General features: G+C 32.7%; 22 protein-coding genes. 14 read left to right on the top strand and 8 right to left on the bottom strand.

Features of this window, described 5'->3' with window-relative positions:
* Positions 1-22 precede the first annotated feature (22 nt).
* The 13 genes from proS (at position 23) to ACT53I_RS02405 (ending at position 13,682) form a co-directional block, all read left to right on the top strand.
* Positions 23-1,498 (top strand): proline--tRNA ligase, encoded by a 1,476-nt coding sequence (gene proS / locus ACT53I_RS02465; protein WP_371463184.1) that lies wholly within the window; start codon positions 23-25, stop codon positions 1,496-1,498.
* A gap of 103 nt (positions 1,499-1,601) precedes the next feature.
* Complete coding sequence (locus tag ACT53I_RS02460) at positions 1,602-2,834, top strand: DUF937 domain-containing protein (protein ID WP_476078278.1); 1,233 nt, start codon at positions 1,602-1,604, stop codon at positions 2,832-2,834.
* A 116-nt stretch (positions 2,835-2,950) separates the two neighbouring features.
* Complete coding sequence (locus tag ACT53I_RS02455) at positions 2,951-4,270, top strand: Nramp family divalent metal transporter (protein WP_476078277.1); 1,320 nt, start codon at positions 2,951-2,953, stop codon at positions 4,268-4,270.
* Positions 4,270-5,007 carry a transporter gene (locus tag ACT53I_RS02450; RefSeq protein ID WP_476078276.1) on the top strand — a complete coding sequence of 246 codons (738 nt, stop codon included), beginning with the start codon at positions 4,270-4,272 and terminating at the stop codon, positions 5,005-5,007. Before ACT53I_RS02455 ends, ACT53I_RS02450 begins: the two co-directional genes overlap by 1 nt.
* Positions 5,008-5,097: 90 nt before the next feature.
* A complete protein-coding gene (locus ACT53I_RS02445) occupies positions 5,098-5,637 on the top strand; it encodes a nucleotide exchange factor GrpE (protein ID WP_104792404.1) in 540 nt (179 codons plus the stop codon).
* A 1-nt stretch (position 5,638) separates the two neighbouring features.
* Positions 5,639-5,890 carry a hypothetical protein gene (locus ACT53I_RS02440; RefSeq protein ID WP_476078275.1) on the top strand — a complete coding sequence of 84 codons (252 nt, stop codon included), beginning with the start codon at positions 5,639-5,641 and terminating at the stop codon, positions 5,888-5,890.
* A 1-nt stretch (position 5,891) separates the two neighbouring features.
* Complete coding sequence (dnaJ, locus tag ACT53I_RS02435) at positions 5,892-7,019, top strand: molecular chaperone DnaJ (RefSeq protein ID WP_476078274.1); 1,128 nt, start codon at positions 5,892-5,894, stop codon at positions 7,017-7,019.
* Between the two features lie 89 nt (positions 7,020-7,108).
* Positions 7,109-7,708: a hypothetical protein gene (locus tag ACT53I_RS02430; protein ID WP_476078273.1), complete on the top strand. Its 600-nt coding sequence runs from the start codon at positions 7,109-7,111 to the stop codon at positions 7,706-7,708.
* A gap of 56 nt (positions 7,709-7,764) precedes the next feature.
* Positions 7,765-8,763 (top strand): isoaspartyl peptidase/L-asparaginase family protein, encoded by a 999-nt coding sequence (locus ACT53I_RS02425; RefSeq protein WP_476078272.1) that lies wholly within the window; start codon positions 7,765-7,767, stop codon positions 8,761-8,763.
* A 277-nt stretch (positions 8,764-9,040) separates the two neighbouring features.
* Positions 9,041-9,958 carry an ABC transporter ATP-binding protein gene (locus tag ACT53I_RS02420; RefSeq protein WP_476078271.1) on the top strand — a complete coding sequence of 306 codons (918 nt, stop codon included), beginning with the start codon at positions 9,041-9,043 and terminating at the stop codon, positions 9,956-9,958.
* 21 nt (positions 9,959-9,979) lie between these two features.
* Complete coding sequence (locus tag ACT53I_RS02415) at positions 9,980-11,296, top strand: ABC transporter permease (RefSeq protein ID WP_476078270.1); 1,317 nt, start codon at positions 9,980-9,982, stop codon at positions 11,294-11,296.
* 167 nt (positions 11,297-11,463) lie between these two features.
* Positions 11,464-13,296, top strand: coding sequence for a hypothetical protein (locus ACT53I_RS02410; protein ID WP_476078269.1), 1,833 nt, complete (start codon positions 11,464-11,466; stop codon positions 13,294-13,296).
* A 20-nt stretch (positions 13,297-13,316) separates the two neighbouring features.
* A complete protein-coding gene (locus tag ACT53I_RS02405) occupies positions 13,317-13,682 on the top strand; it encodes a DUF1304 domain-containing protein (protein WP_476078268.1) in 366 nt (121 codons plus the stop codon).
* Positions 13,683-13,741: 59 nt separating this feature from the next.
* Here the strand turns inward: ACT53I_RS02405 and ACT53I_RS02400 are convergent, their stop codons facing one another.
* From ACT53I_RS02400 to ACT53I_RS02365, 8 genes are all read right to left on the bottom strand, one after another.
* Positions 13,742-14,386: an outer membrane beta-barrel protein gene (locus ACT53I_RS02400; protein WP_476078267.1), complete on the bottom strand. Its 645-nt coding sequence runs from the start codon at positions 14,384-14,386 to the stop codon at positions 13,742-13,744.
* A gap of 78 nt (positions 14,387-14,464) precedes the next feature.
* Positions 14,465-15,337: a succinate--CoA ligase subunit alpha gene (gene sucD, locus ACT53I_RS02395; protein WP_069798080.1), complete on the bottom strand. Its 873-nt coding sequence runs from the start codon at positions 15,335-15,337 to the stop codon at positions 14,465-14,467.
* A gap of 59 nt (positions 15,338-15,396) precedes the next feature.
* Positions 15,397-16,299, bottom strand: coding sequence for a UDP-3-O-(3-hydroxymyristoyl)glucosamine N-acyltransferase (locus ACT53I_RS02390; protein WP_476078266.1), 903 nt, complete (start codon positions 16,297-16,299; stop codon positions 15,397-15,399).
* A gap of 71 nt (positions 16,300-16,370) precedes the next feature.
* Complete coding sequence (gene efp / locus ACT53I_RS02385) at positions 16,371-16,934, bottom strand: elongation factor P (protein ID WP_069798084.1); 564 nt, start codon at positions 16,932-16,934, stop codon at positions 16,371-16,373.
* Between the two features lie 29 nt (positions 16,935-16,963).
* The gene (lpxA, locus tag ACT53I_RS02380) at positions 16,964-17,752 is read right to left on the bottom strand and encodes an acyl-ACP--UDP-N-acetylglucosamine O-acyltransferase (RefSeq protein WP_104793444.1); all 789 of its coding nucleotides are present in this window, start codon (positions 17,750-17,752) and stop codon (positions 16,964-16,966) included.
* Positions 17,749-19,149, bottom strand: coding sequence for a bifunctional UDP-3-O-[3-hydroxymyristoyl] N-acetylglucosamine deacetylase/3-hydroxyacyl-ACP dehydratase (locus ACT53I_RS02375; RefSeq protein ID WP_104793443.1), 1,401 nt, complete (start codon positions 19,147-19,149; stop codon positions 17,749-17,751). Before ACT53I_RS02375 ends, lpxA begins: the two co-directional genes overlap by 4 nt.
* Positions 19,142-20,176 (bottom strand): UDP-3-O-(3-hydroxymyristoyl)glucosamine N-acyltransferase, encoded by a 1,035-nt coding sequence (gene lpxD, locus ACT53I_RS02370; RefSeq protein WP_476078265.1) that lies wholly within the window; start codon positions 20,174-20,176, stop codon positions 19,142-19,144. Before lpxD ends, ACT53I_RS02375 begins: the two co-directional genes overlap by 8 nt.
* 58 nt (positions 20,177-20,234) lie before the next feature.
* A complete protein-coding gene (locus tag ACT53I_RS02365; protein WP_069798092.1) occupies positions 20,235-21,449 on the bottom strand; it encodes an HD domain-containing protein in 1,215 nt (404 codons plus the stop codon).
* A 590-nt stretch (positions 21,450-22,039) separates the two neighbouring features.
* Here ACT53I_RS02365 and ACT53I_RS02360 point away from each other — a divergent pair.
* Positions 22,040-24,568, top strand: a complete 2,529-nt coding sequence (locus tag ACT53I_RS02360; protein WP_476078264.1) for an AAA family ATPase — start codon at positions 22,040-22,042, stop codon at positions 24,566-24,568.
* Positions 24,569-24,920: the final 352 nt, after the last annotated feature.

The raw sequence follows: 24,920 nt of genomic DNA, 5'->3' as shown, positions 1-24,920 counted from the left end.
AAAAGTTAAATTTTAATAAAAAATGGCAAAATTAACAACAAGGAGTGAAGATTATAGCAAATGGTATAACGAACTTGTAGTAAAAGCAGACCTTGCTGAAAACTCAGGTGTAAGAGGAAGCATGGTGATTAAACCCTACGGTTATGCAATTTGGGAAAAAATTCAAGCAGAACTAGACAAAAAATTCAAAGAAACTGGTCACCAAAACGCTTACTTCCCACTCTTTGTCCCGAAAAGCTTATTCGAAGCTGAAGAAAAAAATGCAGAAGGATTTGCCAAAGAATGTGCTGTAGTAACCCACTACAGACTAAAAACAGACCCTAATAATCCTCATAAATTAATCGTAGACCCAGAAGCAAAATTAGAAGAAGAACTGATTGTTCGTCCAACTTCTGAAGCGATTATTTGGAACACTTATAAATCTTGGATTCAATCATATAGAGATTTACCAATTCTCATCAATCAATGGGCAAATGTTGTTCGTTGGGAAATGAGAACCAGACTTTTCTTAAGAACTTCTGAGTTTCTTTGGCAAGAAGGTCACACTGCACACGCAACTAGAGATGAAGCCATCGAAGAGACTGAAAAAATGCTAGAAGTTTATGCTGATGTGGTAGAAAATTTCATGGCGATTCCTGTAATCAAAGGTTTTAAAACACCTACTGAAAGATTTGCAGGTGCAGATGAAACCTATTGTATTGAAGCGATGATGCAAGACGGAAAAGCACTTCAAGCTGGAACTTCTCACTTCTTAGGACAGAATTTTGCTAAAGCTTTTGATGTGAAATTCACCAATAGAGAAGGAAAACAAGAATTTGCTTGGGCTACTTCTTGGGGCGTTTCTACCAGATTGATGGGTGCATTAATCATGACACATTCAGATGATTTTGGTTTGGTACTCCCTCCTAAATTGGCTCCAATTCAAGTGGTAATAGTTCCTATTTTCAAAGGAGAAGATCAATTGGCTGAAATTTCTGTGGTAGCTAATGACATTTTTGACAAATTAAAAGCAAAAGGAATTTCTGTAAAATATGACGACAGAACAGAATACAAACCAGGCTGGAAATTTGCAGAATACGAATTGAAAGGAGTTCCATTAAGAATTGCAATGGGTGCTAGAGATTTAGAAAATAAAACAGTAGAAATCGCAAGAAGAGACAACTTAACCAAAGAAGTTCGTTCGTTAGAAAATATCGAAGATTACATTGAAGAGCTATTGGTTACCGTTCAAAATGATATCTACAAAAAAGCTGAAACGTATAGAAACGAACATATTACCAAAGTAGATTCTTACGAAGAATTCAAAAAAGTGTTAGAAGAAAAAGGAGGTTTCATTGCTGCACATTGGGACGGAACTGCTGAAGAAGAAGAGCAAATAAAAGAAGAAACCAAAGCTACCATTAGATGTATTCCTCTAGATGCAGAAGAAGAGCAAGGAATTTCTTTGATTACAGGAAAACCTTCTACCAAAAGAGTTCTTTTTGCAAAGGCATATTAAGATTTCAAAGAGAAGATTAATTTCTCATCATATTTTTTAAGAATTAACGAAGTAAAGGAAAAAATTTTTAACTTTAACTTCGTTAATTTTTTATACCAACACCATGTCACTCATTGACCTTATAAAACACCCATTAAACCCCGAATTAATTTCCGAAGCCGCTATTCAGTTAGGAGAAAGCGAATCAAATGTTTCAAAAGCTTTAGGAAGTCTTTTTCCAGCGGTTTTAGGAGTTTTTGCCCAAAATTCTAAACAAGATGATGTCATCAACGCACTTCTTGAAACTTCATCTCTCGATTTCTCTGAAAATTTACTCGAAAAAGCAGAAAATAGTCCAGAAATAGAGAATATTATTTCAAAAATTTTAGGAGAACAAGGTAAATATATTCTTTCTCATGTCTCTGAGTATGCTAACATCAATAAATCTTCAGCTGAAAATCTTTTAAAAATTGCAACTGCTGCTACACTCCAAGGAATAAAAAAATGTGCACATGAAAACGGGTTAGATGACCAAGGAATTCTTTCAAAATTAGCCGAAAACAGATGCTTAATTCCCGCTTTATTACCTGCAGGAATGTCTTTAGAACAATTAGGTTTAGAAAATTTACTAGAAAAAAATACAGAAATCCCGGTTGAAACTTCTGCTCTAATTACTCATAAAACTAAAGAAGAAGTTAAAATCTTAAATCAAGAAAACTCAGAAAAAAGTTCCTTCTGGAGATGGCTTCTTCCCTTACTCATTTTTGGCATCGTTGCTTGGTTTTTATGGAACCAATTAGCTCAAAAAGAAGTTCTTAAAACCAAAACAGCAACAGAAAACGTAACCATAATTCCAGAACTTATTCCAGCTGATTCTTTATCTGATGCTCAGAAAAAAATTGAGTTCAAAGGAAATTCTCTACAAGTGGTTTCTGATGGTTTAGAAGATAGAATGATTACATTTTTAAAAGCAGAAAATTATAAAAATGCTAAAGATGACGATGCGTTAAAATCTACTTGGTATGAATTTGACCAAGTAACTTTTGCTTCTGGGAAATCAGACCAATTAACATCTGGAACAGAACAAATTGCTAATCTTATTAAAATTTTAAAAGCGTATCCCGAAGTAAAAATTAAAATCGGTGCTTACACTGATAAATCTGGAACAGAAACTGAAAATTTAGCACTTTCTCAAGCAAGAGCAGACTTTATAAAAAATGAATTGACTAAAGCTGGCTTAGAAAAACAAATTGTAAATGCAGAAGGTTACGGAAGTAAATTTGCTACTTTACCTGCTACTGCAACTGATGAAGAAAAAGCCATCGACAGAAAAATAGCATTAAGATTCACCAAATAATTTATAAAATAATTCCCTCAATAATAGTCGCTTAGAAAATTTTCTAAGCGTTTTTTTTATATTTATTTTCAGAATGAGAAATATTTAACTAATTTTGTTAGACTAATCTAACATTTATGAAAAAACCTTGGAGAAGAAATAATGACCAAAACTCCTTATCAGAATCTTTTGCTTCTATTCACATTCCTACTGATGGCAGTTTCTGGAAGAAACTTTTTGCATTTGCAGGTCCTGGTTTGATGGTAGCTGTAGGTTATATGGACCCAGGAAATTGGGCAACCGATATTGCAGGAGGTTCACAATTTGGTTATACTTTATTATCCGTCATTCTTTTATCCAATATTTTTGCAATTATCCTTCAACATTTATCTTTAAAACTAGGAATTGCAGCAGAAAGAGACTTAGCACAAGCTTGCAGAGACCATTTTTCGCCGACGGTGAATTTTATTTTATGGGTTTTATGCGAAATTGCCATTATTGCTTGTGATTTAGCAGAAGTTATCGGTTCAGCAATTGCTTTGAATTTACTTTTTGGAATTCCGCTTCCTGTTGGGATTTTAATTACAGGAATTGATGTTTTGCTTATTTTGATGCTTCAATCCAAAGGTTTTAGATGGCTCGAAAGTTTTGTAGCAGGACTTATTTTCGTCATTTTCGCTTGTTTCTTATACGAAATCTTGGTAAGTCAACCAGAAATTATGCCTATTTTAAGCAACCTACTTCCGAAGAAAGAAATTATTTTTAATCCATCCATGTTGTACATCGCAATTGGAATTTTAGGCGCGACAGTTATGCCTCATAATTTATATTTACACAGCAGTTTAGTACAAACCAGAGCTTATCCTAGAACTTCTGAAGGAAAAAAAATGGCGATAAAATTCGCAACCATTGACAGTACTGTTTCGTTGCTTTTCGCCTTTTTTATCAATGCAGCCATTTTAATTGTTTCGGCGGCCACTTTCCATTATTCTGGTTACAAAGATGTAGCAGATATTCATGATGCCTACAAATTACTTTCGCCAATTTTGGGAACCAGTTTAGCCAGTATTTTATTTGCAGTAGCGTTATTAGCTTCAGGACAAAACTCTACACTCACAGGAACATTAGCGGGACAAATCGTGATGGAAGGATTCCTAAATCTTAAATTAAAACCTTGGCTCAGAAGATTAATCACCAGACTTTTAGCAATCGTTCCAGCGTTTATTATCGCTATTATTTATGGTGAAAAAGGTACTACCGATTTATTGGTTTTAAGTCAAGTGATTTTATCGATGCAACTCAGTTTTGCGGTAATTCCTTTAGTCATGTTTACAAATGATAAGCTAAAAATGGGAGAATTTGTGAATAGACCAGCTTTGAAAACTCTTGCTTGGATTATTTCCATCATCATCGTTGTTCTAAATCTTTACTTACTGTATCAAACTTTTACTTCGTAATGATGAAAAAAGTAATAACAACGGTTCTTTTCGCCAATTTCCTGCAAGCTCAAGAAACCATACAATTGGATCGTCCAGACCAAACAGAATCTGTATATGTAGTTCCCCAAAATTATCTACAAACAGAAATGGGATTTATGTTTGAAAAAACAAACCGAGAAAACAATCATTTTCATCTCCCCACTATTCTTTGGAAATATGGATTCAATGACAAAGTTGAACTAAGAGTGATTACAGAATTCTCGCTTTCTACTACTCCATCATCTAGTGTTTATGAGCTACAACCCGTAAGTTTAGGTTTCAAAACCAGTCTTTTAGAAGAAAAAGGAATTTTCCCAAAAGTTTCTTTTATTGGCAAAGCAGAAGTCAGAAAAAGTGAAGTTCTTCAAAGAAAAACCATAACTCCAGCATTTCGTTTTACTTTTCAAAATAATCTCAATCCCAAAACTTCTTTGGGTTACAATTTGGGAATGTTTTGGAACGAAGATTTACACGAAACCTATCTCTATACTTTAGCTCTCGGAAAAAGCATTTCGCCTAAACTGAATTATTTCGTAGAAATTTATGGTTTTGTTTCTCCAAATCAAACCGCAGATACAAGATTAAATGGTGGTTTCACTTATTTAATCAATGACAATTTTATATTCGACACATCTTCGGGAATTGGACTTTCGGAAATTTCCGCTAAATATTTCTTTTCTTTTGGACTTTCTTATCGATTGAAGTTACAGCAGTAAAGATTTCTGCTTTTACAAAATTCTGCCAATTTTTCCTAAACTGCTCTTTGGCAAAATCTTTGAAATATTGCAGTAGAAAATTCTAATGAAATGAGCGAAAACAAAGAACTACACGAAGAAAATTTAAATAAAGAAGGTCAAGAAAATCTACAAAACGAACAAAACACTACAGAAAGTGTGACAGAACAACCTACTGCAGAAGAACTTTTGGCAGAAGAAAAAGACCGTTACATTCGTTTGTATGCAGAGTTTGAAAATTATAAAAGAAGAACCTTAAAAGAAAAAATGGAGTTTGCACAATATGCAAATACCGAAATGATGATTGCTATGCTTTCTGTATTAGATGATTTCGAAAGAGCCATCAAAGAAATTGCAAAAAGCGGCAATGAATCAGACTTAAAAGGCGTAGAATTGATTTATCAAAAATTCAAAAACACATTATCAGACAAAGGTCTAAAAACGGTAGAAGTAAATGCTGGTGATGAGTTTAACGTAGATTTCCATGAAGCAATTACCTCTATTCCTGCTCCATCTGAGGAATTAAAAGGAAAAATTGTAGATGTAGTAGAAACGGGTTATCAGTTACACGATAGAGTAATTAGATTTGCAAAAGTAGTTACAGGAAACTAACATGAAAATATTTTCACAACAAAAGAGATTTCAAATTGAATTTATTTCAGTTGATACAGAGATAACATTATATCATAGTGATTTTAAAGAAGAAGAGAATGATTTAGATATTACTTTAGAATTTCTTAATAGTATAGAAATTGGGAAAAAAATTAATAATAAGTCTGAAACTGAAACTTACAAAGTACTTGATTTTGGTTTAAATATAGATAATCAAGCTAACCGAATTCAAGTATACATAAAAAAAATATAAAATGCCAAAAAGAGATTATTACGAAATATTAGGCGTATCAAAATCAGCCAGCGCAGACGAAATCAAAAAGGCTTACCGTAAATTGGCCATCAAATATCACCCAGACAAAAATCCGGGAGATAAATCTGCAGAAGAAAAATTTAAAGAAGCTGCAGAAGCTTACGAAGTATTAAGCGATGCCGATAAAAAAGCTCGTTATGACCAATTCGGTCATGCTGGAGTTGGCGGAGCTGCAGGTGGTGGTTATGGTGGCGGTTTCGGCGGTGGCGGAATGAACATGGAAGATATTTTCTCACAATTTGGAGATATTTTCGGCGGACATTTCGGTGGCGGCGGTTTTGGTGGTGGCGGAAGAAGCCATCAAATCAAAGGTTCTAACTTGAGAGTTAGAATTAGATTAAATCTCGACGAAATGGTGAATGGCACCACTAAAACCATAAAAGTAAAAAGAATGAAAGTAGCGGAAGGTGCTACTTCTAAAACGTGTACCACTTGTAACGGAAGCGGAGTTCAGATTAAAATAATGAACACCATGTTCGGTCAAATGCAAACGCAAACCACTTGTGGAACATGTAACGGTTTAGGTAAAATTGCAGATAAAATTCCTGCAGGAGCTAATTCTGAAGGACTCATCAAATCAGAAGAAGAAGTTTCTATCAAAATTCCAGCAGGAGCAAGAGACGGAATTCAATTAAACGTTCGTGGAAAAGGTAATGACGCTCCTTTTGGTGGAATTCCTGGAGATTTATTAGTGGTCATCGAAGAAGAACAAGATGCTACTATAAAACGTGAAGGCGATAATCTACACCAAGAACTTTATATTTCTTTTGCCGAAGCTGCTTTGGGAACTTCTAAAGAAATTAATACCGTAGGTGGAAAAGTTAAAATTAAAATTGATGCAGGAACACAATCTGGCAAAATTCTAAGATTGGCAGGAAAAGGTTTACCAAGCATTGATTCTTACGGAAAAGGCGATATGTTTGTTCATGTAAACGTTTGGACACCGCAAAAACTTACTCCAGAACAAAAAGAGTTTTTCGAAACGCAAATGAAAACCGGTCAAATGCAAGCAGAACCTTCTGGAAAAGAAAAATCATTTTTTGACAAAGTAAGAGACATGTTCTCTTAAAAATTTAGGGATAAATACAAAAATCCAACTGATAATTCAGTTGGATTTTTTTCATACTATTTTGGCAAAAAAATTGTTTAATAAACAGTATGAAAAACCAAATCCTCAAAAATATATTCTTTTTCATTGGCTTTATTTCGCTCATGAGTTTTTCTTTTGTGAAAGATGATTTTATTCTTTGGCAAGAAAATAAAAAATTGAAAATTCAAGATTTTAAAGCTGACAATAAAGACACGATAAAAGTAAATCGACAGCAATTTTTAGGCGCAATAAGTGCCATTAGAATAGAATATTCATCATTTCAAAGAAATAAAAATTCGGTTCCTGACTTTTCTATTAAAACGTATTTTGACCCTAATGAATCTTGGATGCTTCTCAAAAACGATTATGTTTTACAACATGAGCAAATTCATTTTGACCTCACCGAATTGTATGCTCGAAAAATGAGAAAATCCGTAGAAAGTCTCCGACAAAAAAACATAACTAATATTTCTATTTACCGAAAGAAAATCCAGCATTGGAATGTAATGAAAGAAAAAGCTTCCAACCAATTTGACGCAGATAATCAGGATTATTACATTAAAATTGGGCAAAAAATTCTCTTCCAAAAAAATCCAAAACAAGAAGCTTGGAAGAAAAAAGTAGACCGAGAATTATTTCAATACAGTCTATTTAAAAATGCTGATTAATCACAAATAGTGCTTAATTTTTTCTAAATTTGAGCCACACGAAATTATCTCTCAACATGAAAAAATTAGCGTTACTCTTCGGGTTGTTCTTTTCTTTATTTCTAATGGCTCAAAAAAAATACGTAGTCGTTATTCACGGTGGTGCAGGAACCATCATCAGAGAAAAAATGTCTCCCGAGTTAGAAGAAGAATATTTAGAAAAACTCACCGAAGCGCTTCAAAAAGCTTATGCAGAAATTAAAAACGGTAAAACTTCCGTGGAAGCGGTAGAAGCAGCCATCGTAGTAATGGAAGATTCTCCATTGTTTAACGCTGGAAAAGGAGCGGTTTTCACGCATGATGGAAAGAATGAACTCGACGCCGCTATTATGAATGGAAAAGATAAAAAAGCAGGTTCCATCGCAGGAGTTCACATCATCAAAAATCCTATAAAAGCAGCGATTGCGGTAATGGAAAAATCAGAACACGTGATGCTTTCTGGTAACGGTGCGGAACAATTTGCTAAATTACAAGGTTTAGAAATCGTAAATCCTAAATATTTCTGGACAGAAAACCGTTGGAAATCCCTTCAAAAAGCAAAAGAATTAGAAAAATTAAAAAATCCAAAGGCAGAAAATTCAAAACCTGATTATTTCATCATTGACCAGAAATTTGGAACCGTAGGTTGCGTTGCTCTTGACCAATTTGGGAATCTGACAGCAGGAACTTCTACTGGAGGAATGACCAACAAAAAATATGGAAGAATTGGCGATGCACCGATTATTGGTGCGGGAACTTATGCTGATGAAAATGTAGGAATTTCTGCAACAGGTTGGGGAGAATTTTTCATTCGTTCTACTGCAGCAAGAACCATCGCAGCAAAAATTCAATATTTGAATAAAGATGTGAAAACAGCAGCACAAGAAACCATAGACGAAATCGAAAAAATGGGTGGTGATGGTGGTTTAATTGCGCTAGACAAAAACGGAAATATCGCTATGCCATTTAACACTTCTGGTATGTACAGAGGTGCCATTACAGAAGATGGAGAAATAGAAGTGGAGATTTATAAATAAGTTGGATGTAGGATGTAGGATGTAGGATGTAGGATGATGGAAGATTTAAATTTTAAATATTTTTCATTAAAGTAATTTAATTTTTTTAAAATTTAAAAAGTGAGTTCCGTAGGAACGAAACGTTTGTAGTAAAATTAATACCAAAACAAATAAAGTTCCGTAGGAACGACAGAGCATATGAAACAAATAATTGTATTATTAGTATTGCTCTTAAAACTTCTTTTATCTCGTAACAATTCCGTAATTTCGCAACTAATTCTTTAGAATTTAAACTATAATGCTACAAGCAAATCACGTTACCAAAACATATAGTGCTGGAAAAAAAATTGCCTTGCAAGATTTCAGCATACACGTTCCAAAAGCTACTGTTTATGGACTTCTCGGTCCAAATGGAGCTGGAAAAACCACTTTCATCAGAATTATCAACCAAATTACACAAGCAGATTCTGGCGAAGTTTTCATTAATGGGGAAAAACTAAATCCTCATCATATCAAAGACATCGGTTATATGCCGGAAGAAAGAGGATTGTACAAAAACATGACAGTTGGCGACCAAATTCTCTATTTCGGAGCGCTCAAAGGAATGAAAAAGCAAGATGCACTATCTCAAGCAAAATATTGGTTTGACCGTTTAGAAATTGACCAATGGTGGAACAAAAAACTCTCTGAACTTTCTAAAGGAATGGCGCAGAAAATTCAGTTTGTGGTGACGGTTTTACATCAACCAAAACTATTAATTCTCGATGAACCATTTTCTGGATTTGACCCAGTGAATGCAAATTTAGTAAAAGACCAAATTCTTCAATTGAAAGAACAAGGAACCACCATCATTCTCTCTACTCACCGGATGGAAAGTGTAGAAGAACTTTGCGATAGTGTGGCTCTCATCAATAAATCCAGAAAAATTCTAGACGGAAAAGTCTTTGAAGTAAGAGAAAAATTCAAGCAAAATCTATTCAACGTAGTTTTGTCTGATGTAAATTCTGAAAATTTAGAAATGCTGAAAAATCAGTATAAACTTGTCAATACTCATGACCAACATGGTTTAATTTCATTTGACTTAAACTACAATGAAGACCAAAATCTTCTGCTCAATGATCTAATGAAAGCAGGAAAAATCAGAAGTTTTGACGAAAAAATTCCGAGCATGAATGAAGTTTTTATCACTGCGGTAACTTCTATGAACGGACAATAATTTCATCCTACAGTAACAAAAATGAAAAATATCTTCATCATAACCAAAAGAGAATTTTTAACACAGGTTAAAAAGAAATCTTTTATCATTCTCACGCTTTTAGCCCCAATTCTATTGATAGGTTTTGGTGCTTTAATTGCTTTTATGCTCAAGGCGAATGAAACCGAATATACTTTTAATGTCATCGATAAAAGTGGTGTGTTTCAACAAAATATGAAAACGCCAAAAGATGTGAAGTTTATTTATTTGCCAGAATCTACAGAACAAGCATTGACCACTACGCTTCCAGAAATGGTTGACAATGTAGATGGACTGCTTATTATTCCCAAATTGCAAGACCAAAATTTTGAAAATTTACAAAAACAAACACAACTTTTGGTCAATAAAAATATCGGTTTTGATGTGAAGCAAAACATCGCTTTTTCGATGTCTGAAGTGATTAAAAAAGAAAAAATCAAAAATCTGGGACTTACAGAAGCTCAAATAGAAAATATTGATAAAAATTTCGAAATCAATACCAAAAATGTGGTGGACAATAACAAACAAGATAGCACACTTGCTTTTGGGGTAAAATCTGGTTTGAGTATGGGATTAATGTACGTGACTTTTATGTTCATCATCATCTACGGAGTTCGTGTAATGCGCAGTGTTTTAGAGGAAAAAAACAACAGAGTGGTAGAAATCATCATCTCTTCTGTAAAACCTTTTGAGCTCATGATGGGCAAAATTCTAGGCGTAACATTGGTCGCTTTAACTCAATTTGCGATTTGGATTACCATGACCATTTTAGGAGCTATTTTCTTTAACCAAGGTTTTTCTAAAATTTCTGGAAATCTTCCTCAGCAAGAAGAGATTCCGTTGGATAAATTAGATATTCAAAGCGTTTTCGCAGAAATTTCTCATTCTCTGTTAGACATGAATTTCGGAATTATCATTTTTGTGTTCATCGTTTTCTTTTTGTTGGGCTACATTTTTTACAGTTCTATGTATGCAGCGATTGGTTCTGCCGTAGACAATGAAACAGAAACCCAACAATTTACGATGATTGGTATTTTACCATTGATGCTGGGAATGTATGGAAGTTTTGGTTTAATCAATAATCCAGAAGGACCGATGGCTTTTTGGTTATCTATAATTCCGCTTACTTCACCAGTGGCGATGATTGCGAGAATTCCTTTTGGCGTTCCTGTTTGGCAAATTGCACTTTCTATTTTCTTATTGGTGATTTCTACGCTAGGAATGGTGTATTTGGCTGCCAAAATTTATAGAGTAGGAATTCTAATGTACGGCAACAAAGCCACTTTTAAAGAACTTTGGAAATGGATTAGAACAAGTTAAACTCAGTGATGAGTGATGAGTGATGAGTTATAAATTATAAAATCGTTGCAGTGATGTGACGATTTTTTTGTTATATTAGTAATAAATTAATAACGCTTAAATTGATTTTTTGTAGTTATAAAATTTTAAAATATAAAAAACTAAATTAACCATAACTAAATAGAAAAATGTGGGTTCCAAAAAATTCTTCTTGGTATTACAAATCAACAAAATTAGAAAGGTTTCTTATTGAAAGAATTATTCAAAGGTGTGATTATGATGAAACTATCTCAAAAAAGCACCGAACAATTAATGGATTTACTCAGTTAAAAGAATTAATTAGACTTGCTGAATTAAGTAAGAAAAGGATTAGAACTCTAAAGACTTTGATTGTAATATTTAAAGAGGCTAAATCAAATTATATAAAACAAAATATTGTAAATGACATCATTATTGAAAAATATTTTTCTGATTTAAAAAAATATATCATCGAATTTAATGAAGACGAGAATTTCAAAAATGACAGTTTAGACAAAATAGATAATTTACTACATCACTTAAAGAAATTTTCTTTACAATTAGAAAAAAATTATCTAAAGAATATTATATTAGAATTAAAAAACATTGACTTTAAGGAAAATATTAAGGTAGAAAGATTGACAGATAAAATTTCAAATTTAGTTGATATAATAATTCCTTATTTACTTTATCAAGGTTATAGTATAAGTACACTAAATGAAGTTTTAAGAAATTGGATTCAGTCTAAAGTATATATAAATCTTGACAAGTTTTTAGATTTCTTTAACAACTCTGACGACTTGTATGAAATCATTGTATTTATTGGTAACAATCAAACTGACAATGAAGACATTAAAAATGTAATATATAAGAAAGGATTTGGAGATATAAGAAAGGCAACAGATTTCAATCATGAATTTGAACATCCTAAATCTTTTGGACATAGAGACGAAGTAATTTATTATGAAACTTCTAATATCGATCCAGTTTCATTTGTTAGGAATCAATATGATGAATTATTAAAAGACATTGTAGTTAATAAAGACAGAAAATCTTTAAATATATTTACGAATTTCTTTAAAAATAGCTATTGGAGAAAAACAGGCTCTAAGCATAAATTTTTTAAAAATATTGTTATTAGTGGTGACCCAATTAGTGTTACTTCAAGAAAAAGTACAGTTTTTCTATCTCTTGTTGATAATAAATCTATTGCATTTAATGATGAATCATCAATTGATTTTATTAAAAATGAACAACTAAAAAAAGCTCTTTATTACTATAATTTAGCACTTGGATCTAAATCAATAGAAAATTCTTTATCACTTTTATGGACATCAATTGAAAGTATTTTACCTTATCGAACTCATAAATCTGATATTGAAAATGTTAGAGATATTTTTAGTAAAACTTTTAGTTTTGGAGCATATACAAGAGATATACAATATCTTATTAAAAGAATTGCTGTCGTTAATACTGTGAACAGAGGATGCTTTAACTCTATTGGCATAACATCATTACCAAAAAATAATCGTGGAGAAGATATGTTAATTTGGATTGAATGGCTAAAAAATGATTTTCTAGAAAAATTTAAACAATTTAATAGTATTTCTAATTTATTAGCATATGAATATATGCAAACTATGAGACCCATTTTAGAAGGCAAACTTGAATCTGTTTATAATAGAATTAATTCATCAAAAGAATCAATTGAGTTTCAACTTCAAAGAATTTATCTTCATAGAAATCAAATTGTTCACTCTGGTGACTATATCAATGAATATACTAATTTATGGATTCATCTAGAATGGTACATTGGTAAATTCTTATATTATATAATTCTTCATACAGAAATAACTAAAAAATACTCTTCAATAGAAGAGTTATTTAGAGATTTAGAATCTGATTTTGAGTATTGTTATTCATACATACAAAAAAATCTAAATAAAAAATGCTGTGACAGTCCTAAAATAATGAATTTACTTTTAGAAATTGACTGGCAATAATATAAAATATAAAATAATATATGCAAATCCTCTCAACCATTTTAGTCACATTAGTAGCCCTAGAACATCTTTACATTTTATATATGGAGATGTTTGCTTGGGAAACTTTGGGCAAGAAAACTTTTAAAGGTTCTTTGCCAAATGAACTCTTTAAACCTACCAAAAAATTAGCCGCCAATCAAGGTTTGTATAATGGTTTTTTGGCAGCAGGTTTAATTTGGAGCTTTTTTATAGAAAATCCAGAATGGCAAAAGAATATTCAACTGTTCTTTTTGGGATGCGTCATTGTGGCGGGAATTTATGGTGCGCTTTCTGCTTCTAGAAAAATCTTTTTTGTACAAGCATTACCAGCGATTTTAGCTTTGACTTTTGTACTTTTAAGATAAAAACAAAAAACCTCAAGAAATGTTTCTTGAGGTTTATTTAATATTTTAAATTTTTAGTTTTAATCAAAAATATAGGTAATTCCTGCGCTTAAAACGTGTTGTCTTTTCGTAGAATTGGTAGCGCCATCTTGTGGTTCTTTCCCCATTAAATCTGGTAAATTATTGCTTACTCCAAAATCAAATCTTCCTACAATTTCTAATTTTCTTTTGTAGCTAAATCCTAAACCTGCAGAAATGGCTAAATCAAAAGCTGCTGCTTTACCAAATTCTTCTACATTATAGATACTTCTGGAAGGATTTTCCACTTTTTGACTAAGTAAAAAACCGAATCTAGGTCCTAATTGGCCAAAAAATTCTGATTCTGCTTCAGAAAAATAAGCTTTAAAATAAACAGGAACACTCAGATAATTATTAGCGTAAACGGTTTCTCCATCCCCTTTTTCACCAGCGCTTAAATATTCTACTTGTGGCTGCAAATAAAACATGTCATCTCCTCCAATGGGAATGATTGCCAATGCTCCTCCATAAAACGAAATTCTAGCAGAAGAAGGATTATGTGCATTTTGGACTCTTGAATAGGTAGGTCCTGCAATGAGACCAAATCTAGTTGAAGAAAAATCTACCTGCGAAAAAATGGGGGTAAAAATAAAGCCTGCTGAAATGATGAATAATTTCTGAAGCCAAGTGTTAACATTTGTTTTCATTGTGTTTTATTTAAATAAAAACTTCATAATAAAAATTATTATGAAGTTTAAAATATTTGTAATATCAAAGATAATAATTTATCCTAATACTTTAGCAATAGTTTTACCGATATCAGCAGGAGAAGCTACTACGTTGATTCCGCATTCTTCCATGATTTGCATTTTTGCTTGAGCTGTATCTTCTGCACCACCTACAATTGCACCAGCGTGTCCCATTGTTCTACCTTTAGGAGCAGTTTGACCAGCGATGAAACCTACTACTGGTTTTTTAGAACCAGAATCTCTGTACCATCTTGCTGCTTCAGCTTCTAGAGAACCACCAATTTCACCAATCATCACTACTGCATCAGTTTCTGGGTCGTTGATGAATAATTCTAAAGCTTCTTTAGTAGTTGTTCCAATGATTGGGTCACCACCAATACCAATTGCTGTAGAAACACCGAAACCAGCTCTTACCACTTGGTCTGCAGCTTCATAAGTTAAAGTACCTGATTTAGAAACAATACCTACTCTACCTTTTTTGAAAACGAAACCTGGCATAATACCAATTTTAGCTTCGTCTGAAGTAATAATTCCAGGGCAGTTAGGACCGATTAATCTAGCACCTTTGTCTTTAATATATTCTTTTACTTTTACCATATCAGCTACCGGAATTCCTTCTGTAATACAAACGATTACTTTAATTCCAGCTTCTGCAGCTTCCATTACAGCATCTGCAGCAAATGCAGGTGGTACAAAAATAATAGAAACATTAGCTCCTGCTTTAGCAACTGCGTCTGCAACGGTGTTGAAAACTGGCTTACCAAGATGTTCAGTTCCTCCTTTTCCTGGAGTTACACCACCTACTACGTTGGTTCCGTATTCAATCATTTGAGTTGCGTGGAAAGTTCCTTCGTTTCCTGTAAATCCTTGTACGATTACCTTTGAATCTTTATTTACTAATACTGACATGATTTATTTTTTAATTTTTGTAAAAATACTATTTTTATGATTTCACACAAAGTAAAGACCTATAAATTTTTTAATTTGACTTCTTTTTTTAGATATTCTCTAAATTCTTCGGCTAAGCTACCGAAATAAGTTTTGCCTCCTTCTAAGTCTCTGTTCACTCCAGTTTTACCTAAAAGCACTGCACCTTTTCCTACTCTTTTGCCAGAAGCCATACCCACTTGTCCCCAAACTTGTACATCATCTTCTATGATACAACAGCCAGCAATCATAGCTCCAGAAGCTACTAAAGTTCTTTCGCCAAGTACAGTATCATGACCTATTTGGATTAAATTATCGAGTTTTGAGCCTTTTTTGATGATGGTAGAATCTGTAACACCGCGGTCTATACAGCAGTTTACTCCGATTTCTACATCATCTTCTAAAATCACATTTCCTACGGAAAGCATTTTTCTGTAACCTTCCGCATTTTTGTTGTAATAGAACGCATCACCTCCTAAAACGGTTCCTGCCTGAATGATACAATTATTGCCAATAACCGTTCTGTCACCAATAACTACATTCGGGAAAATCATACAGTTATCCCCAATCGTGACATCATTTCCGATGATTACAGAAGGGTGAATTTTACAATTTTCTCCAACGGAAAGATTATTCCCTGTGGTTTCAAAGGTTTGAATGCCGGTAAAATGATCATTGATTTTATTAAAGTCTCTGAAAGGATCATCAGAGACCAAAAGTGCTTTTCCTTCTGGACAAGCAACTTCTTTATCTATCAAAATAATGGTAGCTTCGGAATGAAGTGCTTTGTCATAATATTTAGGATGGTTGACAAAGACTATTTCTCCTTTTTTTACGCGATGAATTTCATTGGTTCCAAAAATTTGAAAATTTTCGTCGCCTACATATTTCGCACCGATGAGTTCGGCAATGGTTTTAAGGGTTTGTGGAGATTTGAAAGTCATATTTTATAGAGATACGAGATACGAGATACGAGATACGAGAAAAACCCGCAACTCGTTTCCCACTTCTCAAATTATTTTACTCTTTCTAGGTAAGAACCGTCTTCTGTGTTTACTTTAATTTTGTCGCCAGCTTCTATGAAAAGTGGAACCAAAACTCTAGCGCCAGTTTCTACGATTGCGTTTTTAAGTGCATTCGTTGCTGTGTTTCCTTTTACACCTGGATCAGCTTCTATTACTTCTAGATAAACAGTTGGTGGAATTTCGGCTGAAAGTGGAGTTTCATCTGCTTCTTTCATAATGATGGTTACTTCTTCACCAGCTTTCATGAATTGAGCGTTTTCAATCATTTCTTTGTTCAAATACATTTGAGAGAAATCTTCGTTATTCATGAAATGGAAACCATTCTCATCATCATATAAATATTGAAATTTACGAGTAATTACTTTTACCTCATCAATTTTATGACCTGCAGAAAAAGTATTATCAATTACTTTTCCATTGGTTACAGATTTAAGTTTAGTTCTTACGAAAGCAGGACCTTTTCCTGGTTTTACGTGTAAAAATTCGATTACTTTATAAATGTCATTGCTGAATTCTATACAAAGACCTTTTTTAATATCATTACTTGTTGCCATTAATATTTATTATTTTTTTAAATATGTTTTTATTCTTTTCCTGTTCCGTATCCTTTTACAATTCCTCGAGGTGAATTTTTAATAAATTCTAAAATCTCGTCTCTTTCTTCTGTAGGTGGCATTTCGTTTTCGATGAATCTTGTTGCCTGAGAAACATTCATTTTAGATTGAAAAAGGTATTTGTAGATTTTTTGAATTTCGAAAATTCTATCATTACTGAAACCTCTTCTTCTTAATCCCACAGAATTAATTCCTGCATAAGACATAGGTTCTCTCGCTACTTTTACATAAGGTGGAATATCTTTTCTTACCAATGTTCCTCCAGAAATCATCACATGTTTCCCGATTTTACCAAATTGGTGCACCGCAGAAAGACCTCCCATTACAGTGAAATCTCCTATTTCTACGTGTCCTGCAATTCCGCAACCGTTTACAATGATGACATGGTTTCCTAGAACACAGTCATGAGCGATGTGAGAAGTAGCCATGATAAGACAATCATTCCCTACTTTGGTATAGCCTAATGCTTTGGTTCCCCTGTTGATGGTTACACATTCTCTGATGGTAGTATTATCTCCAATAATGGTCAATGTTTGTTCCCCATCAAATTTCAAATCTTGTGGAATTGCAGAAATTACCGTTCCGGGAAAAATTCTACAGTTTTTACCAATTCTTGCACCATCCATAATGGTAACATTGGGACCAATCCAAGTTCCTTCTCCTATTTCTACATCTGCAGCAATGGTGGTAAAAGGTTCTATGGTAACATCTTTGCCAATTTTGGCACGTCTGTCAACAGCGGCTAATTGATGAATCATGAGTCTAATTTGGTTTTAGCAACTTGAGCCATCAATTCTGCTTCTACTACTACGCTGTCTCCTACGTAACCGTAACCTTGCATATGAACAATGCCTCTTCTTATAGGTTCTATTAGTTCTATTTTAAAAATAAGAGTATCTCCAGGAATTACTTTTTTCTTGAACTTTACCTTATCTATTTTAACAAAATAAGTGGAATAATTTTCTGGGTCTGGAACATTTGCCAAGACTAAAATACCTCCAGCTTGAGCCATCGCTTCGATTTGTAAAACACCAGGCATTACTGGTTCTTTAGGAAAATGACCTACAAAGAAAGGTTCATTCATCGAAACATTTTTAAGACCTACCACATGAGAATCTGATAATTCTAAAATTTTATCAATCAATAAAAATGGTGGTCTATGCGGTAAAAGACGCATAATCCCGTTAATATCAAAAACAGGTTCTGCTTTTAAATCAAAATCTGGCACGTTTTTCTTTTTTTGTAATTTCCACTGTCTATTCAGTTTTTTCGCAAATTGTGTATTCACGAAATGTCCAGGTTTAGTAGCAATTACTTTTCCTTTAATTTTCACTCCCGTTAAAGCTAAATCGCCGATTACATCTAGCAATTTATGACGCGCTGCTTCATTAGGATAATTAAGGGTAAGATTATCTAAAATACCATTTGGTCTGATGGTAACTTCTTCTTTTCCGAAAGCTTTTTTAAGTTTTTCAGCGGTTTCAGGAGTTAATTCTTTGTCTACATAAACAATAGCGTTAGAAATATCGCCTCCTTTAATAAGACCACTGTCTAAAAGCATTTCTAGTTCGTGTAAGAAACTGAAAGTTCTCGCCGAAGATATTTCTTTTTTAAAATCTGTAATATTTTTAAGAGAAGCATTCTGAGTTCCTAAAATTTTAGTCCCGAAATCTACCATTGTAGTAATTTCGTAGTTTTCAGAAGGAATAATGGTAATTTCTGAGCCTGTATTAGGGTCTACATAGTTCATCACTTCTTTGATGACTAAATATTCTCTATTTTGCTCTTGTTCTACCACTCCAGCTTCTTCTATTGCTTCTACGAAAAATTTAGAAGAACCATCCATAATTGGTGGTTCTGCACTGTTCATTTCTAAGATAGCATTATCAATATCCATTCCTACTAAAGCAGCTAATAAATGTTCGCAAGTATGGATTTTAACACCTAATTTTTCTAACGTAGTACCTCTTTCTGTAGTCGTTACATAATTTACATCTGCTTCTACTTGAGGATGACCTTCTAAGTCTGTTCTTACAAATACAAAACCTGTATTTTCTTTAGCAGGTTTCATGGTAAGGTTTACTTGTCTTCCTGTGTGAAGTCCAATCCCAGAAAGTGATACTTCTTTACCTAAAGTCTTCTGTTTTTCACTCATTAGTATTTTCTTTTGAGTTTTTTTCTAGATTATTTATTCGTTCAACAATTTCAGGGAATTTTCTGAAAAGTACATAGCTTCTTCTGTAATCACCAGCGTTGAAAGCAGGTGTTCCAAAGAGTGTTTCGCCGTCTTGTACATCTCTATTTATTCCGCTCTGAGCTTGTACTCTAATCTGGTTACCTATTTTGAGATGACCAGCAACACCAGTTTGTCCGCCAATCATATTCCAATCTCCAATAACGGTAGAACCAGCAATACCAGCTTGTGCTGCGATAACGTTATTTTTACCAATTTTTACGTTATGAGCAATCTGAATCAGATTATCTATTTTAGTTCCTTCGCCAATAACAGTAGAACCAATAGTTCCTCTGTCTATACTACAATTAGAACCTATTTCTACATTATTTTCTATGACCACATTTCCTAATTGTGGAATTTTTTGATAGCCATCTTTCGTAGGCTGAAAACCGAAACCATCACTACCTACCACTGTATTAGAATGAATGATGCAATTATCACCAATCACACAGTAATCATAAATTCTAGCACCGCTATAAATAATAGAGTTTTCGCCAATTTTTACATTTTTTCCGATGTAAACTTGAGGAAAAATCTGTGTTCCGTTACCGATTTTTGATTTATCTGAGATATAAGAATGTGCTCCGATATAGACATTCTCGCCTATTGTTGCGCTGTCTGCAATGGTAGAAGGTTGTTCAATTCCTGATTTTTTTTCCTCTCTCATCTGTTGATAGAGATTCATTAAAACCTGAAAAGCCAAATAAGCGTCTTCTACTACAATAAGTGTAGGTTTATAGTTTTCTTCTTTAACAAATTTTTCAGAAACAATGATCACAGAGGCTTCTGAAAGTGAAATAAATTCTGCAAATTTTTCTTGAGAAACAAAAGAGAGTTGACCATTTTGCGCATTCTCTATAGGCGAAACACCTGTAATTGAGGCATTTTCGTCTCCCAAGATTTTTCCATTGATAAAACTTGCAATTTGAGCTGCAGTAAATTCCATATCGTGCAAAGATACGAAAATCTTATTACACTCATACAATTTTTAGTTTTTTGAAAACTTAAATTTCTCTAGGGAAAAACAGAATGTTTTTGGTGGTTGGCTGATTGATATGCGCCGATAGAATTTGGGTTTCTGCGTCTTCCAACTTTATCTTTCTTCCGTCTCTTTTTAGCAAAAAAATCGGCTGTTTTTGATTATCATAAGGAAGCAAAGTTCTGCTGATTTGCTCCACCAACTGATCACCATTTTCGATGCCAAATTTCTGATTAGCTCTTTCTATTTTTTCTAAAATTTCTGATTCTTCAAATTTTTGAGAAGAAAAAACAGTTTTTGGGAATTTTCTCTGAACCACCGCTTTACAAAAATAACTCAACACAAAATCATCGGCATTTTGCCAAGTTTTTATCGCGCTCAGCACATCTGTATCATCTAATTGTGTAAAACGATTCACATCTTCTTCTGTCGCTTTTTCGAAATCAGTTTTGTACAAGAAATATTTTAAATTTCCATAAGCTTCCACTTGTTTTCCTTCAGAAATGAGCTGTTTTGCTCTGCTCAAAATTTTCACCAAAAGATGTTCTGCCAAAGCAGAAGTTTTATGATAGTAAACCTGCCAATACATAAACATTCTTGCCGTAAGGAAATTTTCAATGGAATAAACTCCTTTTTCATCAATCAGAAGTTCATCATCTTTTACATTCATCATCGAAATAATTCTCTGTGTGTTCACACTTCCTTCTGAAACTCCTGTAAAGAAACTGTCTCGCTTCAAATAATCTAACCTATCGACATCTAACTGAGAAGTAATCAATTGGTTAAAGAATTTACGATGATATTTTCCTTGGAACATTTCTATCGCCAAATCTAATTCACCGTTAAACTCATCATTCAATTTTTTCATCAATAAAATCGAAAGTTTCTCGTGGTGCCAATCTTCCATCAAAAGACTTTCTAAAGCGTGAGAATACGGACCATGACCTACATCGTGCAATAAAATAGCGAGAAGCGCCGCTTTTTCTTCTTCGTCTGAAATTTTTACATTTTTCAGTTTCAAGGTTTCTAGCGCCGTGAACATCAAGTGCATTGCACCTAAAGCATGATGAAATCTGGTATGGGTAGCTCCCGGAAAAACTAAACTCAACAATCCTGTTTGAGAAATTCTGCGCAATCTCTGAAAATAACGATGTTCTAACACATCATACAAAATTTCGTAAGGAATTTTTATAAAACCATGAACTGGGTCATTGATAATTTTGAGTTTATTGGTGCTCATTTGAATAGATAAATGATGATTGATAAATGATTTTTCAAATTTACGGAAATTTAGTTTAACAGATTTTTAATTCATCTTATGCTTTACGACTTCTTCTGTGACAAAAAATAAAATACGTTTTTAGGTATAACTACGCATCAATTAGCTGTAATTATTTCGCCTTTTTTTGTCTTTTTTGAGACATTTGTTCGAATCAAGTTCGAATCAGCTTCGAATCAGCTTCGGAAAAAGAGTACTTTTTCCGAACAAGACTCGAACAAAACTGCCACTTGAGTAAAACCAAACCCTCATCTGACTTCTTTTTTTGACCTGAAATTTTATTTTCTCTGCTCTTTTGTAAAAAATCCTACAAGTAAAGTACAGGCAGACATTCATTACCCTTTCCTTTGACTTTCCTTTGACATTGCTTTGGGTAGGGTGATGATTTTAATTAAGCTTTTGAGCATCAAAAATACTTTTGTATATTTGGTGGTGTGCAAAATCCCACGAACGGAAGTAAACTTCCTTCGTGGAAGTTCGCAAATCCGCAGAACCTTTAGCCGCAATTATTCAAAAAAAAACTTATAATATAAATTTACCAGAATTCAACTATGGATGTACATCAAAACATTTTGGAATGGTTACATAAATTACGAGGGTGGCAAACCGAATTAGCTTACAGAATTCTATCAAAAAATATAGAAGATGATGATATTAAAGAAATCATTGAAATCTTAAAATCTGATTTACCATTCACTCCAAAAGAATTTCCTCAAATTTTAAATTTTGAAACTGAAAAACATGTTAAATTAATATCTGTTGATTCAATACAAAATATTGAAAACCTTGCACCAAGAAATCCATTAAAATTTGAAAAAGATAAAAATTTAATAGTGATATATGGATCAAATGGTTCGGGGAAATCTGGTTATACCAAAATTATCAAGAAAATAAGTGGCAAGCCAAGAGCTTTAAATTTAAAACCTAATGTTTTTAATCCAAATCCTGATGGAAAATGTAAAATAACCTTTTTAACTGATAATATTGAACAACAAATTGATTGGATAATTAATAGCGATCCAATTAGTGATTTAAAATCTATTGATGTTTTTGATACATCAACTGGTAATATTTATATAGATGAAGCTAATTCAGTTACATATGTACCAGGTGTAATGAAAATATTTTCCACATTATCTTATTACTTTTCTGTAATACAGGAAAAACTTGAACAAGAGAAAGTATCATTTACTAAAGTGATGCCAACTATTCCATTTGAATTTCAAAATACAGAAGCCGCAAAACTTTATAATAATTTAAATAAAGACAATACAGCTGAAAATCTTACTTCTATATTAATTTGGAATGAAGCAAAGGATGAATTAAGGAAGAACCTAGAAAATAGATTGAAGGAGAGTGACCCTAAAAAAACTGCAGACGATTTAAAAAAACGAAAAATAGAAGTTGACAAAATCATTAAAGAAATTTCAGATGCGTTAAACCTTATTAATGAAAATTCTATCAAAGAATTAAGTACTTTGAAAAATGATGCAATAAACAAACGAAAAATCTCTAATGAAAGCTCACTTATAATCGCAAATAAATCTGATTTAAAAGGAGTTGGAAGTAAAGTTTGGAAGGCTTTATGGGAATCTGCTAGAAATTATTCTAATCAAGAAGCTTATTCAAATTCAAGCTTTCCAAAGGTGGATGATGACTCAAAATGTGTATTATGCCATCAAACATTAAATGAGGAAGCTAAACAAAGGTTAACGTCATTTGAGTCTTTTATAAAAAGTGAAATTGAAAGCGAAGCCGTTTTAGCAGAAAAACTTTATTCAGAAAAAATAAGTAAACTTCCAATTAGCCTAACTAAAGAAACATTACTTACGCAATGTAATGCAGCAAATTTAAATGAAGAATGGCTCAATTGTCTAATTAATATTTGGGAGCAAATTCAAAACTTAACAAATTCAATTAAGCAAAATATAGAATATACTATTGATTATAAATTCATATCGGATAACTTAAACATTTTAAAATCCATATCTACCAACTATGATAAGTCATCAAAACAATATGAACAAGATGTACAACAATTTGATAGAATAAAGGCATCAAGTGATTTATTAGAATTACGTGCACAAAAATGGTGTTCAGAACAAAAAGACCATATATTAAAAGAAATTGAGAGATTAGGTAAAATCTCTAATTATGACAGTTGGATATCACAATGTAATACTCGTTCTATTACAACTAAAGCAAGTGAAATTTCAGAATTAGTAATTACTGAAGAATATGTAAAAAGATTTAATATTGAATTAGGTTTGCTAAAAGCAAATAAAATTAAAGTAGAACTTGTTAAGGAACGAGCATCCAGAGGTAATATTACTCATTCCTTAAAATTAAAAGGTATAAGCGGAAACAAATTGTCTGAAATTTTGAGTGAAGGTGAACATCGTATTGTTGCTCTTGCTTCATTTTTAGCAGACGTAACTGGTAGTAACAATAATAATCCCTTCGTTTTTGACGATCCAATATCTTCATTAGATCAAAAATTTGAAGAAAAAGTTGTAGAAAGACTTGTAGAATTGAGTAAAAGTAGACAAGTAATAATTTTTACCCACAGACTAAGTTTACTAGGACAACTTAACGATAAGTGCGATTCAAACTTAATACAAATTTTAGGTATTAGAAGTGAAAATTGGGGTTCTGGAGAAATTGGAGAAACTCCACTATTTGCAAAAAAAACTTTACCTGCACTTAACTATATCAAAAATGATAGATTGGCAAAAGCTAAAAAAATTTTTAATGAGGAAGGAAGCGAAACATATTATCCATTTGGAAAATCTATATGTAGTGATATTAGAATCTTAATTGAACGAATCGTTGAGATTGACTTTTTAGCGGATGTGGTGCAAAGATACAGAAGGTCTGTAAACACAATGGGAAAAGTTCAAAATTTAGCCAAAATTGAAATCGAAGATTGCAATTTAATAAATGATTTTATGACAAGATATTCTTATTTCGAACATAGTCAGCCAGATGAAGCACCAGTTGAAATTCCTGAACCAAACGAAATAGAAATAGATATTGATAATTTAATAAAGTGGTTAAGTGATTTTAATGCTCGAAAATAATAAAATATAACTGCGGCTAACAGGAGTAACTGTTGCACAACTACCATTTTTAGAAAATAGTTTTCAAAAACATAAAATTTCAACCTCGTTTATTCTTCGATAAACTCATAAACCAGATTTAAAGAATGTTTATTTTTTAGTTCATGTACAAAATTCTAAAATTTCGGTGCTTAAAAATGAGTTATTGATGCTTTGAAAGGTTGTTTTTATAAAAAACACTTAAATGAAAGGAAAAAGCTCATTTTGAAATGAATAAAACAATTTTAATTTCTCAAGGTATAAAAGAACCTCAGCTACATCAATAAACTCAAGACTCAGTTTCAGTTTAACAGATTTTTAACCATATTCCAAT

It is taken from the genome of Cloacibacterium sp. DMC96, from assembly GCF_056313765.1.
This window is presented reverse-complemented; position numbering and strand designations above follow the sequence as displayed.